Below are 12,541 nucleotides of genomic sequence, written 5' to 3'. Positions count from 1 at the left end.
CAGCAAGGCCACAGGGAGGAGCGACCCGCATGAGCGATGATCCACAGGGTGTGGACGGCTCCCCCGCGCCCGGCGAGGTTCCGCCGCCCTCCGGCAAGACGGGTATCGAGCTCGCGCGCGAGGCCCTGGCCCAGGCGAAGGCGGACGCGGTCAAGCGGGGGACCGTCCCGGGCCGGAGCGGCAGGCGGCAGAACGGCGCCCGCGGCCCTCGGGTGCGCGAACCCGGACGCGGCGGCGACCCCCAGCGGTTCGGTACGGCGATCCGCGATCTCCTGGCGACACGCGGCTGGGAGCAGCGCGCGGCGGTCGGCGGCGTCTTCGGCAACTGGCCGGGGATCGTCGGCGCCGAGCTGGCCGAGCACACCCGCCCGGAGCGGTTCGAGGACGGCGAGCTGACCGTCGCCGCCGACTCCACCACGTGGGCGACGCAGCTGCGCCTGCTGTCGTCGACGCTGGTCCGTCGGCTGAACGAGGAGCTCGGGCACGGCACGGTCACCCGCGTGAAGGTCGTCGGCCCGGCGTCCGGGCCCCGCCGCACGGGCGCCTGGCGCGTCCGCTGACGGCGGCCGCGGGGCCCTCCGGCGGCGGGCCGGCGGGGGTCGTCGCTCGCTGTGACGGATTGTCGGTGCCGGGTGAGAACATCCGTTCGGGATGCGATGCGACGAGATCAGCGGCGAGCGTGCCGTAGGCCAGAGAACCCCCCTGGGGCCATGGGGGGATGCGGCTCCAGGGCCATCGGGCCGCCACACGCGCGCACAGCGCTCGCCAGTGCCACTTTTCGCTTCGCGAACCGGTAGAATGAAATCGGGTTCAGGATGCTGCGCCGCCGTGGGTCGCCCAGGGCTCTGTGAACACGGAAAGAGCACTATGGGCGTCCCTCATGTGTGTTACGGGGCACACCGCGCTCCCTCGGGCGCGGAGCGGACGGCCATCCCCGGCAGGAGGATCTCCTTTGGCGTACGACGCTAGTTCGATCACTGTCCTTGAAGGGCTCGAGGCCGTACGCAAGCGCCCGGGCATGTACATCGGATCGACCGGTGAGCGCGGCCTCCACCACCTGGTCTACGAGATCGTCGACAACTCGGTGGACGAGGCGCTGGCGGGGTACGCCGACGAGATCGTCGTCACGTTGCGGGCCGACGGCGGTGTGAGCGTCGTCGACAACGGCCGCGGCATCCCGGTCGGCGAGCACCCGGTGGAGAAGCGCCCTGCCATCGAGCTGGTCCTCACCACGCTGCACGCGGGCGGCAAGTTCGACGGCAAGTCCTACGCGGTGTCCGGCGGCCTGCACGGCGTCGGCTCCGCGGTCGTGAACGCGCTGTCCACGCGGCTCGAGGCCGAGGTCAGGACGGACGGCCACTTCTGGTACCAGTCGTACACGTGGCAGGGCCCGGAGACGGAGCTGCGGCAGGGCGAGCCGACCGACGAGACCGGCACTCGCATCACGTTCTGGCCGGACGCCGCCATCTTCGAGACCCTCGAGTGGAACTTCGAGACGCTCTCCAGGCGCATGCAGGAGATGGCGTTCCTCAACCGGGGCCTGTCCATCACGCTCCAGGACGAGCGCCCCGACCATGTCGACGGCGACGGCGACGGCGAGCCCCGCCTGGTCAAGTACCACTACGAGGGCGGCATCGAGGACTTCGTCCGGTACATCAACGCCCGCAAGGACGCCGCGCACGAGTCGGTGGTGTACTTCAGCGACGACACCGAGGGCATGTCCGTCGAGATCGCGATGCAGTGGAACTCGTCGTACGCCGAGTCCGTCCACACGTTCGCCAACACGATCAACACGGCGGAGGGCGGCACCCACGAGGAGGGGTTCCGCGCGTCGCTCACGACGATCGTCAACCGGTACGCGCGTGACAAGGGCCTGCTCCGCGACAAGGACGACAACCTCACCGGCGAGGACGTCCGCGAGGGCCTCACCGCCATCATCTCCATCAAGCTGGCCGACCCGCAGTTCGAGGGCCAGACGAAGACCAAGCTCGGCAACACCGAGGCGAAGTCGTTCGTCCAGAAGGCCTGCAACGAGCACCTTCGCGACTGGTTCGAGGAGAACCCGGGCGAGGCCAAGGAGATCATCAGCAAGGCGTCGCAGGCGGCGCGGGCGCGGGTGGCGGCGCGGCAGGCGCGCGACCTGACCCGCCGCAAGAGCCTGCTGGAGTCGACGTCGCTGCCCGGCAAGCTGTCGGACTGCCAGTCCACCGACCCGTCCAAGTCCGAGCTCTACATCGTCGAGGGCGACTCGGCGGGCGGTTCGGCGAAGGGCGGGCGGAACCCGCACTTCCAGGCGATCCTCCCGATTCGCGGCAAGATCCTCAATGTGGAGAAGGCCCGGATCGACCGGATCCTCAAGAACAACGAGGTCCAGGCGATCATCACGGCGCTGGGCACCGGCGTGCACGACGAGTTCGACATCGCCAAGCTCCGCTATCACAAGATCATCCTGATGTCGGACGCGGACATCGACGGCCACCACATCAACACGCTGCTGCTCACGCTGCTGTTCCGGTTCATGAAGCCGCTGATCGAGGCGGGGCACGTCTACCTGTCCCAGCCCCCGCTCTACAAGATCAAGTGGGATGCCCGGGGCGCCGACTCCGACTACGCCTACTCCGACGCCGAGCGCGACGCGCTCATCGAGGCCGGGATCGCCGCCGGCAAGCGCGACCCCCGCCCCCGCGACCAGGTGCAGCGCTTCAAGGGCCTCGGCGAGATGAACGCCAACGAGCTGTGGGACACCACGATGGACCCCGACAACCGCGTCCTGCTCCAGGTCCAGCTGGACGACGCCGCCCAGGCCGACGAGCTGTTCAGCGTGCTCATGGGCGAGGAGGTCGAACCCCGCCGGGAGTTCATCCAGCGCAACGCCAAGGACGTGCGCTTCCTCGACATCTGAGGCACCGCCCCGGGCCGCCGCCCGGGGCCGCCGTGCTTCCTTCCCCACTGAGCAGAAGAGGTCTTGAGAGTGACGGACGTGACCACAGCGGGCGGGCATCCGGGCGAGCGCATCGAGCCCGTCGACATCCAGGTCGAGATGCAGAAGAGCTACCTCGACTACGCGATGTCGGTCATCGTGTCGCGGGCGCTGCCCGACGTCCGCGACGGGCTCAAGCCGGTGCACCGGCGGGTCATGTACGCGATGTACGACGGCGGCTACCGGCCCGACCGCGGCTACTTCAAGTGCGCCCGCGTCGTCGGCGACGTCATGGGCAACTACCACCCGCACGGCGACTCGCCCATCTACGACGCGCTCGTCCGGCTCGCCCAGCCGTGGGCGATGCGGTACCCCCTGGTCGACGGCAACGGCAACTTCGGCTCGCGCGGCAACGACCCCGCCGCCGCCATGCGGTACACCGAGTGCCGCATGGCGCCCCTGTCGATGGAGCTGCTGCGCGACATCGACAAGGAGACCGTCGACTTCTCCCCGAACTACGACGGACGCTCCCAGGAGCCGGACGTCCTGCCGTCCCGGTACCCGAACCTGCTGGTGAACGGGTCCGCCGGCATCGCGGTCGGCATGGCGACCAACATCCCGCCGCACAACCTGCGCGAGGTCGCCGACGGCGTCCGGTGGTTCCTCGACAACTACGGCGCGTCCGACGAGGAGCTCCTCGAGGCCCTCATCGAGCGCATCAAGGGCCCCGACTTCCCGACCGCCGGCCTGATCGTGGGCCGCAAGGGCATCGAGGACGCCTACCGCACCGGCCGCGGCTCCATCACGATGCGGGCCGTCGTCGAGGTCGAGGAGATCCAGGGCCGCGCCTGCCTCGTCGTCACCGAACTCCCCTACCAGGTCAACCCGGACAACCTCGCCGAGAAGATCGCCGAGCTGGTCAAGGTCGGGAAGCTCGACGGCATCGCCGACGTCCGCGACGAGACGTCCGGGCGCACAGGGCAGCGCCTGGTCATCGTGCTGAAGCGGGACGCCGTCGCGAAGGTCGTCCTCAACAACCTCTACAAGCACACGCAGCTGCAGGAGACGTTCGGCGCGAACATGCTCGCGCTCGTGGACGGCGTGCCGCGGACGCTCCGCGTCGACCAGTTCGTCCGGCACTGGGTGACGCACCAGATCGACGTCATCGTCCGGCGCACCCGGTTCCTGCTCCGCAAGGCGGAGGAGCGCGCCCACATCCTGCGCGCGCTGCTCAAGGCCCTCGACCGGATCGACGAGGTGATCGCGCTCATCCGCCGGTCCCCGTCCGCGCAGCGGGCGCAGCAGGGCCTCATGGGCCTTCTGGAGATCGACGAGATCCAGGCGCAGGCGATCCTCGACATGCAGCTGCGCAAGCTCGCCGCCCTGGAGCGCCAGCAGATCACGGACGAGTACGACAAGCTGATGGCGGAGATCGCCGACTACAACGACATCCTGGCCTCGCCCGAGCGGCAGCGCCGGATCGTCGGCGACGAACTCGCCCCCATCGTCGACAAGTTCGGCGACGAGCGCCGCACCCAGATCGTGCCGTTCGACGGCGACGTCTCCTACGAGGACCTCATCGCCGAAGAGGACGTGGTCGTCACCATCACCCGCGGCGGCTACGCCAAGCGCACCAAGACCGACCTGTACCGCGCGCAGCGGCGCGGCGGCAAGGGCATCCGCGGCGCGCAGCTGAAGCAGGACGACATCGTCGACCAGTTCTTCGTCACCACGACGCACCACTGGATCCTGTTCTTCACCAACAAGGGCCGCGTCTACCGCGCCAAGGCCTACGAACTCCCGGACACCAGCCGCGACTCGCGCGGCCAGCACGTCGCGAACCTCCTCGCGTTCCAGCCCGACGAGCACATCGCGCAGGTGATGGACCTTCGCGACTACCAGGTCGCCCCCTACCTCGTCCTCGCGACGAAGCACGGCCGCGTCAAGAAGACGTCCCTCACCGACTTCGACTCGCCCCGCACCGGCGGCATCATCGCCATCAACCTCGTGGACGACGACGAGGTCATCGCGGCGCGGCTGGTCTCGTCCGAGGACAACCTCCTCATGGTGTCCACCGGCGCCCAGGCGATCCGCTTCCGCGCGGATGACGAATCCCTCCGCCCCATGGGCCGCGCCACGTCCGGCGTGATCGGCATGCGGTTCGCGGAGCCCGACCAGGTGGTCCTCAACATGCTGGTGGTGCAGGACGCCGGGGACGACGTCCTGGTCGCCACCGAGGGCGGCTACGCCAAGCGGACCCCTGTCGACCAGTATCCGCTGCAGGGTCGTGGGGGTAAGGGGGTCCTCACCGCTAAGATCGTGGAGACCCGCGGCAAGTTGGTAGGGGCACTGATGGTCGGCCCGGACGACGAGGTGTTCGCGATGACGTCCAACGGGGGTGTCATCCGTACCGCCGCAGCCGAGATCAAGCAGTCCGGCAGGCAGACCATGGGCGTCCGCCTGATGAATCTCGCGGACGGGGACAGCGTGGTCGCCATCGCGAGGAACGTAGAGTCCATCGAGGACTCAGACGACGACGCCGACGTCGAAGGGGGCGAGGGTGAGTGACGCTCCCGACCTCGTCACGATGCGGCTAGGCCAGGAGGACACGTGAGCACCGAGCCCGGCAAGACCGAGGGCGGGTCCGGGAAGGGCGCGCAGGAGTCCGGCGGCGCGCCGGCCACGAAGGTGGCCGACGCGCCGGACAAGGCGGGCCGTGACGAGGCCGACGAGACCAGGGTCGACCTGGTGGAGCTCGGCGAGAAGGCGGATTCCGCCGCCGAGGACGCCCCGGACACCGCCGCCGACGAGGCGTCCGAACCGGAGCCCGAGGCCGAGCCTGAGAAGGCGGACAAGCCCGGGAAGCCGGCCAAGGACGCCGCGGACGGCCCGGACTGGGCGAAGCCGGCCGAGCCCGCCTCGTCCGTCTCCAGGGACCGTACGGAAACGCCGGTCGTCCACAAGGAGGCGACGGGCAACTCGTCGTCGTCCAGCGGCGGGTTCACCGGGACGGTCCTGAACGACCGCCCGGCCGCCCAGCCGGATTTGAAGCCCGCCACGACGAAGCCGTCCGGCGACGCGAAGCCGGCCAGGAGGGCCCAGCTGCAGCTGGCCCGGCTCGAGCCGTGGTCGGTGATGAAGTTCAGCTTCGTCATGTCGGTCGTCTGCTTCGTCGTGCTCATCGTCGCCGTCACCGTCCTGTACGGGATCCTGTCGGCGCTCGGCGTGTTCGACGCGATCAGCGGCACGATCAACAGCGCCACCAAGATCCAGGGCGAGTCGGGCGGGGGCGTCGAGGCCGACAACTGGTTCTCGTTCTTCCGCGTCTTCGGCTACACGGTCCTCGTGGGCGCCCTGAACGTCCTTCTCATCACCGCCCTCTCCACGGTCGGCTCCGTGATCTACAACCTCGCCGCGGACCTCGTCGGCGGCGTGGAGGTCACCTTGAAGGAGGCCGAGTAGCGCGGGCCGTCCGCCGCCGCCCAATCGATTCGCGGTTGCCACGTCAGATGGGGTAATCTCTCGTTGCGCCGCCGGGGCGGCGGCAAGTGCGGGCCTATAGCTCAGTCGGTTAGAGCGCATCCCTGATAAGGATGAGGCCGGAGGTTCAAGTCCTCCTAGGCCCACCAGCATGAAGGAACCCTCACCGGTCACCGGTGGGGGTTCTTCTGTTCCCCGCTGGAGCCGGTTCCGGCCGCGCTGTGTACCCGCGCGGCGGCCCTTCAGTGGACGAGCACCTGTGCATGGAGTTATCCACAGGTGTGGGTAACGGACGGCTGATGCCGCTGACCAGGCCGTGGAAACAGGACCCATCCGTTCTCCACATCCTGTGGATAACCAGTGGGCCGCGTTGGCCTGCGGTAATACCGCCGCCCCGCCCCGGTGATCATAGGGCGGCTCTGGATCGCATCCGGGCGAGCCTCTTGATCACCATGCGGAGCGCCACCTCCGTGATGAGTCGAGGTGTCCCCGTCAGGCTGGGGACGAAGCTGGGGATTGTCGGTGGGTAACTTCATCCACCGACAAGGTCACCCTGTGGAGCGGGGTTACCCACAGACTGTGCACAAAGAGCTCTGGGCGAGCCATTGAGGCAAGGTCGGCGCTGGTCATCAGCCTATCCACAGCACACCCGCCGATGAAACGATCTGTGAGTAACCTGGGGACAGACGGTGGACAACCGCAATCCCCAGAACCGCGTTCCTGTGCACGAAAGTTATCCACAGGCTGTGGATTCAACAGTGCGGCTCTGTGGACGGAGGCCGTCATCGAGCCCAAGGCCCTCCGCTCCAGCGATCCGGGCACCACGACGCCGTCCCGCTGCGCGGCTTCCACGCATCGACGCCGCGCGGCCCTACGATGGCTGCGCCGGACGCCGCGACCCGCCCCCGACCTGCGAACACCAGTTCGAATGCGTGCTAGGCTCCCGGACTCATGGGGCACCTTCTGAACGAACCGGTGCGCGCCGAGCACGACCCGGCGGGGCGGCTCACCGCGTACGAGTGGCGGGGTTCGCGCTACGCCGTCGACGAGGTCCTCAAGACGTACGGGTCGTCCCAGAACAGACGGGTATACCGCGTTCGTGTCGCCGGCGCGGAGGGCATGGTCATCGCCGAGCTCGGCCGTGACGACGACCGGTGGCGGCTCCGCCATATCTTCCCCGCCTGACGGCGTGCGCGGCGGCGAACGGGTCGTCTGGACGCGCGTCGACGGCGTGCAGGGCGGGCCGCTCGACCTGCTGAGCGCCCGCTTCGACAGCCGGCACTACGCACCGCACGTCCACGACGAGTACGCCATCGGGGTGACCGTCCGCGGCACGGAGACGATGCGCTACCGCGGCGAGCGGGTCTACTCCGGCGCCGGAAGCGTCGTCGTGGTCGAGCCGGGCGAGACCCACACCGGCGGCCCCGCCGACCCGCAGGGGTTCGAGTACCTGTGCTTCTACCCGGGCGCCGACCTCCTCGGCTCGGTGGACGGCCGCGAGCCGTACTTCCGTGACGCGATCATCGACGACCGGCCGCTCGGCGACGCGCTGCGCCTCGCCCACCACGCCCTCCGCCAGGGCGCCGACCCCCTGGAAGGCGAGAGCCGCCTCCTGATGACGCTCGGCGCCCTCGTCCGGAGGCACGGCGGCACCCGTCCGGACGCACCGCGCCACGGGACGCACGCGCGCCGCATCGCCCAGGCCGCCTCCGAGCGGCTCGCGGACCGGATGAGCGATCCGCCCACGCTGGCCGAACTGGCCGCCGACCTCGACCTGTCGCGCTACCAGCTGCTCCGCGCGTTCCGCGACGCGGTCGGGATGCCGCCGTACGCGTGGCTGGCCCAGCATCGGGTGTCGCGGGCGCGCGCGCTCCTCGACGCGGGGCACCGCCCGGCCGAGACCGCGGCCCTCGTCGGCTTCGCCGACCAGGCCCACCTGACCCGCTGGTTCCGCCGCGTCCTGGGCGTGACCCCCGGCGCCTACCGCACCAGCGTCCACCCCACCGATCCCCCCGTCCCCACCTTCTGAGCGTCGGCCGCTCCCCGGTGGACGGTGTGGCGGTGGGCGAGGGCGTCCGGCGCTGTTCCGGGGCATTGTGCGCAATTGCGTTCAAGACGGCCGTGGGTGCCGTTCCGCAGGCTGGAATCCGGGGGCGCGGCCGTCGAGCGGCCGGTCCGATCGGACGGGAGGTCATGGTGAGTCGCCGAGGCTGGGTGCTGTTCGCGCTGATGAGCGTGCTGTGGGGGATCCCCTACCTGTTGATCAAGGTGGCCGTGGACGGCGTCTCGGTGCCCGTCCTCGTGTTCGCGCGGACCGCCATCGGCGCGGCCGTCCTGCTGCCGCTCGCCTGGCGCGCGGGCGGGTTCGGCACGGCGGTCCGGCGGCACTGGCCGGCGCTGCTCGTGTTCGCCGTCGTGGAGATCCTCGGCCCGTGGGCGCTCCTCTCGGACGCCGAGCGCAGGCTGACGAGCTCGATGACGGGCCTGCTGGTCGCGGCCGTCCCGATCATCGCGGTGGTGCTCGGCATGCTGGTGGGGGACGCCGAGCGGCTCGGACCGGTGCGCTGGGCAGGGCTGTTCATCGGTCTGGTCGGCGTCGGGGTCCTCGCCGCGCCGCATCTCGGCGGAGGCAGCGCGTGGGCGATCGGCGAGGTCATGCTGGTCGCGCTCGGCTACGCGATCGCACCGATGATCGCCATGCGGCGGCTGGGGGAGGTGCCGACCCTCCAGCTCACCGCGGCCTGCCTGGCCTTCGCCGCGCTCGCCTACACGGCGCCGGCGGCCCTGACGTGGCCGAGTTCGCCGCCGGACGGCCGCGTCCTCGTGGCGTTGGCGGCCCTCGGCGTCGTGTGCACGGCGATCGCGTTCATCGTGTTCTTCGAGCTCATCCGCGAGGTCGGGACGTCCCGGGGCATGGTGTTCACCTACGTGAACCCGGCCGTGGCGGTCGCCGCAGGAGTGGTGTTCCTCGACGAGCCCCTGAACGGGACGATCCTGGCATCGTTCGCGCTGATCCTCGGTGGCTCCGTCCTGGCGACGGCCCACCGCGCACCGGACGCCGGGGATGGGGTCGCCGAGGTCCCCTCCGTCGCGTCCGGCGGGCCCCGCTGAGCGGACGCAGGCCCGCGCGGAGAGCGATGGGCTGCCGCGTTGGCCGTCACCGCACCAGGTCGCGGGGTCAGCGCTTCTCGCGCTGGCCCTCCGCGAGTCCAGCGGAGATCTCGGCTCCGCCCGCCCGGCGCTGGACGGCCGCCGAGAGGGCGGGCGCGACGCCGCCGAGGCGGGCGCCCAGCCGAAGGCCCAGCGGCGCGACGTCGATCTCGGCGATGTTCCGCTCGATGGCCCGGACGGTGGCGCGGGCGACGTCGGCGGGCGAGCGGGTGCCGACGCCGCGGGGCAGGATGACGCCGGCGTCCGCGAACATGCCCGCGTCCCGGATGAAGCCGGGGAAGACGGTGGACACGCCGATGCCGTGCGGGCCGAGGTCTTCGCGGAGGGCGAGCGCGAAGCCGCGCATGCCGAACTTGGTCGCGTTGTAGAGGGACGCCTGGCCGGACGCGGTCTTGCCGGCGAGCGAGGAGATGAAGACGAGGTGTCCGCGGCCACGTTCGGCCATCCGCTCGGCGGCGATCTTCGCCATCACGATCGGCGCCCGCAGATTGACGTCCAGCGCACGGTCGATGTCCTCGACCGAATAGTCGGACAGCAGGCCGGAGGCCGGAAGTGCGGCGTTCGCCACGAGGACGTCGATGTCGCCCGCCTCGTCCAGCAGTGCCTCGGTGCGGTCGCGATCGGCGAGATCCGCGGCGATGGCGCGGCCGCCGAGGCGTTCGGCGAGCGGCCGCAGGACGTCGGCGCGGCGGCCGGTCAGCACGAGGTGCCCGCCTCGGGCGGCCAGGGCCTCGGCGAGCGCTCGGCCGATGCCGCCGGTCGCCCCGGTGAGCAGGATGTTCGCTCCGCGTAGCTCCATGCCGGAGATCAGATCACATCCCGGCGCGCCACAACAGAAGGATGATCGACGACAGCACCAGCCCCGCGGCCCCGAGCGGCACCGCGCCCCGTGCGATCGCCGCCGCGCACACCACCGCGATCACCCCGGCGACCAGGACCATTCCGCGGCCGCCGGACGCCTCTTCCTCCGGCGCGCCCGACCGCAGTTCGCGCTCCCACCGTCCGAAGTCGTCCTCGGCCATCGGCACTCCCGGAAGGTCCGTCCCCCGGATTATGCGGCCGTGCCCCGGGCCGGTGAGGTGGCGGCGGCGTGACAGCGTCGGCACCTTCGATTGGACGGAGGGTCCGATAACGGCGAGTGGGTGCGGACCGCCCGGGATCGGTTGCTAGGCTCGGAGAGCCCAGGGAGCCGTAGATCCGCTTCCCTGGACGCTTCATAAGACTGAGGTGAAGGGGTCCCACCGTGAAGAAGCTTCTCATCCTCGCCGTCGTCGCCCTCGGTGGCTTCGCCGTCTGGCGCCGCCTCCAGCAGGACCGCGCCGAGCTCGACCTCTGGACCGAGGCCACGTCCTCCGACAGCTGAGGCACGACGAGAGGCCCCGGCGTGAGCGAGGCACCGCCTGCCTCGATCCCGCCGGGTCCACGACCTCGCCGAGCGATCGGCGGAGGTTGCACGGCATTCCGCGGCACACCGCCACCCGGCGCATGAAACGCGCCGGGCTCTGAGCGCGCCCTCGTCCAGCGGGCCATCTCCCCGGCCGGACGAAAGGGCTCAACGATCGTGCGCCGGAAAACCCGAAGGTCCGTCCCGGATCCACGGTGTACGATCGACACCGATCGTGGCGCACGGGTGTAGGCCCAGGTAGACGGCCGAGATCGAGGGGCCTTAGCTCAGTTGGTAGAGCACCGGCTTTGCAAGCCGGGTGTCAGGGGTTCGAATCCCCTAGGCTCCACCCACTCGAAAGCCCAGGTCCAGACCGAAGTCCCGGTCTGGGGTCTCGCCCTTCGCGTGCCACGTGCGCTTCACGTGAGCATGAGAGCGAAGCATCCGTCGCCTCCGCCGTCTCCTCGAAGACGGCTCGTGCCCGTAGCGTGCCCGGTCACAGGGCGAACAGCAGGAGTCAGCCGGTCGGCGGGCGGTGCGGATACAGATCCCGCAGGACGCCCAGTTCCGCCGCGTGGTGCGCGAACTCGTCCAGGACGTGCAATACCGTGCCGAGCACGGGATGGTCGGCGTAGGCGAAGAAGGCCGGGCCGGACGGCTCCGGCCACCGCTCGTCCGGCATCGCGCCGAGTGGTTCGCGCCAATGGACCCGGTAGGCGTTCTCCAGGAATTCCACTCCGCCCGCCGCCGTGCCGAAGAAGTCGACGTCGTCGAGAGTGATGTTGCGTCCGTGGAACAGACGTGTCCCGAAGTCGGTGAACGTCAGTCCGAGATGACCCATCCGCCAGGCGATGGTGGCGACAGGCACGGGATCGGGCGTGGGGCCTCCGCCGCCCTCCCCGTCGATGTGCCATCTGCCCGTTGAATCGGGCCGCAGCGTCCAGCCGTTCGGGGCGGGTTTCCAGAAATACTCGTCATCGGTGAGGCCGTTGAGCCGGTCACGGGTGCGCGTCCATACATCGTCGAAGACCGTGGTGATCGAGTCTCGAATGGCGGTCATGGGACGAGCCTTTCTTCCGGGTCCTCATCATGCCGCGGATCCTGGATCCGTCATGGGGTTATCCTCAAGTCATGTGCACGTACGCGGAGGTCACGTACAAAGTCCACTACGTCTGCGTCCCGTGCCGGCAGAGCTTCAAGTACGCCTGGGACGGCGCCGAGCATCTCTGCACGCGTTGCCGTGCCCCGATGGTGTTCGCCGGCCATGACTTCGCCGCTCCCCGCAAGACCGATGACAGCGGATGGACAGCCGTCGAAGCCGTTCTCGGAGCGGGCCTGAAATATGAGGGATTCCAGACGTGCGGCTGTGGCCGGGAGCCGAAGTACCGGCCGCGCACCAGCGCGGAGGTCCGCGTCCGGCGGCGGGTGGCGGCGCGCGCGGGGCTCGGAGAAGCGGACGCCCTCGCGCTACGCGATCCCGGTGACGCCTAGATCGTTGATGGGAAATTGCTGGATCGGGTGCGGGCACGGCGAAGGGCGCCCATGGTCGGTGTGTGAAAACTGACTTGGACGCCCTTCTGACCGCA

Annotated in this window: 12 protein-coding genes and 2 tRNA genes; 11 read left to right on the top strand and 3 right to left on the bottom strand. The window is 70.1% G+C overall.

Annotated elements, in window-relative coordinates; genetic code table 11:
* Positions 1–29: 29 nt before the first annotated feature.
* From IE99_RS0102555 to IE99_RS0102520, 8 genes are all read left to right on the top strand, one after another.
* Positions 30–560 carry a DciA family protein gene (locus IE99_RS0102555; protein ID WP_030163242.1) on the top strand — a complete coding sequence of 177 codons (531 nt, stop codon included), beginning with the start codon at positions 30–32 and terminating at the stop codon, positions 558–560.
* 392 nt (positions 561–952) lie between these two features.
* Positions 953–2,902, top strand: a complete 1,950-nt coding sequence (gene gyrB, locus IE99_RS0102550) for a DNA topoisomerase (ATP-hydrolyzing) subunit B (protein WP_084219237.1) — start codon at positions 953–955, stop codon at positions 2,900–2,902.
* A 69-nt stretch (positions 2,903–2,971) separates the two neighbouring features.
* Complete coding sequence (gene gyrA, locus IE99_RS0102545; RefSeq protein WP_030163237.1) at positions 2,972–5,488, top strand: DNA gyrase subunit A; 2,517 nt, start codon at positions 2,972–2,974, stop codon at positions 5,486–5,488.
* 42 nt (positions 5,489–5,530) lie between these two features.
* On the top strand, positions 5,531–6,382 hold the full coding sequence (locus IE99_RS32580; RefSeq protein ID WP_245623029.1) for a DUF3566 domain-containing protein: 852 nt from the start codon (positions 5,531–5,533) through the stop codon (positions 6,380–6,382).
* 90 nt (positions 6,383–6,472) lie between these two features.
* A tRNA-Ile gene (locus IE99_RS0102535) sits at positions 6,473–6,549 on the top strand.
* 802 nt (positions 6,550–7,351) lie between these two features.
* Positions 7,352–7,585, top strand: a complete 234-nt coding sequence (locus IE99_RS0102530) for a hypothetical protein (RefSeq protein ID WP_030163231.1) — start codon at positions 7,352–7,354, stop codon at positions 7,583–7,585.
* Between the two features lie 4 nt (positions 7,586–7,589).
* Positions 7,590–8,429, top strand: a complete 840-nt coding sequence (locus tag IE99_RS0102525; protein WP_030163228.1) for a helix-turn-helix transcriptional regulator — start codon at positions 7,590–7,592, stop codon at positions 8,427–8,429.
* A gap of 164 nt (positions 8,430–8,593) precedes the next feature.
* Entirely contained in the window at positions 8,594–9,511 is a 918-nt protein-coding gene (locus IE99_RS0102520) for a DMT family transporter (protein WP_245623028.1), read from the top strand.
* Positions 9,512–9,578: 67 nt separating this feature from the next.
* Here IE99_RS0102520 and IE99_RS0102515 read toward each other — a convergent pair whose 3' ends face one another.
* Both IE99_RS0102515 and IE99_RS0102510 read right to left on the bottom strand, forming a co-directional pair.
* On the bottom strand, positions 9,579–10,370 hold the full coding sequence (locus IE99_RS0102515; protein WP_030163221.1) for an SDR family NAD(P)-dependent oxidoreductase: 792 nt from the start codon (positions 10,368–10,370) through the stop codon (positions 9,579–9,581).
* Between the two features lie 13 nt (positions 10,371–10,383).
* Entirely contained in the window at positions 10,384–10,593 is a 210-nt protein-coding gene (locus IE99_RS0102510; protein ID WP_030163217.1) for a hypothetical protein, read from the bottom strand.
* 221 nt (positions 10,594–10,814) lie between these two features.
* On the opposite strand from IE99_RS0102510, the gene IE99_RS32575 reads away from it, so the two are divergent.
* Both IE99_RS32575 and IE99_RS0102500 read left to right on the top strand, forming a co-directional pair.
* Positions 10,815–10,934 (top strand): DLW-39 family protein, encoded by a 120-nt coding sequence (locus IE99_RS32575; protein WP_211238580.1) that lies wholly within the window; start codon positions 10,815–10,817, stop codon positions 10,932–10,934.
* Positions 10,935–11,231: 297 nt separating this feature from the next.
* Positions 11,232–11,304, top strand: a tRNA-Ala gene (locus IE99_RS0102500).
* A gap of 168 nt (positions 11,305–11,472) precedes the next feature.
* On the opposite strand, the gene IE99_RS0102495 is transcribed toward IE99_RS0102500, so the two are convergent.
* Positions 11,473–12,015: a DinB family protein gene (locus tag IE99_RS0102495; protein ID WP_051711872.1), complete on the bottom strand. Its 543-nt coding sequence runs from the start codon at positions 12,013–12,015 to the stop codon at positions 11,473–11,475.
* A 71-nt stretch (positions 12,016–12,086) separates the two neighbouring features.
* On the opposite strand from IE99_RS0102495, the gene IE99_RS0102490 reads away from it, so the two are divergent.
* The gene (locus IE99_RS0102490) at positions 12,087–12,446 is read left to right on the top strand and encodes a hypothetical protein (protein ID WP_211258708.1); all 360 of its coding nucleotides are present in this window, start codon (positions 12,087–12,089) and stop codon (positions 12,444–12,446) included.
* Positions 12,447–12,541 lie beyond the last annotated feature (95 nt).

This window comes from Spirillospora albida (genome assembly GCF_000718255.1).
GTDB lineage: Bacteria > Actinomycetota > Actinomycetes > Streptosporangiales > Streptosporangiaceae > Spirillospora > Spirillospora albida.
The sequence above is the reverse complement of the archived record's forward strand: the minus strand, read 5'-3'. Positions and strand labels throughout refer to the sequence as shown.

What these genes read in the sequence shown, in the direction of transcription:
- IE99_RS0102495 (WP_051711872.1), bottom strand. Translation starts at nt 12,015, where the DNA reads ATGACCGCCATTCGAGACTCGATCACCACGGTCTTCGACGATGTATGG.
- IE99_RS0102510 (WP_030163217.1), bottom strand. Translation starts at nt 10,593, where the DNA reads ATGGCCGAGGACGACTTCGGACGGTGGGAGCGCGAACTGCGGTCGGGC.
- IE99_RS0102515 (WP_030163221.1), bottom strand. Translation starts at nt 10,370, where the DNA reads ATGGAGCTACGCGGAGCGAACATCCTGCTCACCGGGGCGACCGGCGGC.
- IE99_RS0102555 (WP_030163242.1), top strand. Translation starts at nt 30, where the DNA reads ATGAGCGATGATCCACAGGGTGTGGACGGCTCCCCCGCGCCCGGCGAG.
- IE99_RS0102490 (WP_211258708.1), top strand. Translation starts at nt 12,087, where the DNA reads ATGTGCACGTACGCGGAGGTCACGTACAAAGTCCACTACGTCTGCGTC.
- IE99_RS0102520 (WP_245623028.1), top strand. Translation starts at nt 8,594, where the DNA reads ATGGTGAGTCGCCGAGGCTGGGTGCTGTTCGCGCTGATGAGCGTGCTG.
- IE99_RS0102530 (WP_030163231.1), top strand. Translation starts at nt 7,352, where the DNA reads ATGGGGCACCTTCTGAACGAACCGGTGCGCGCCGAGCACGACCCGGCG.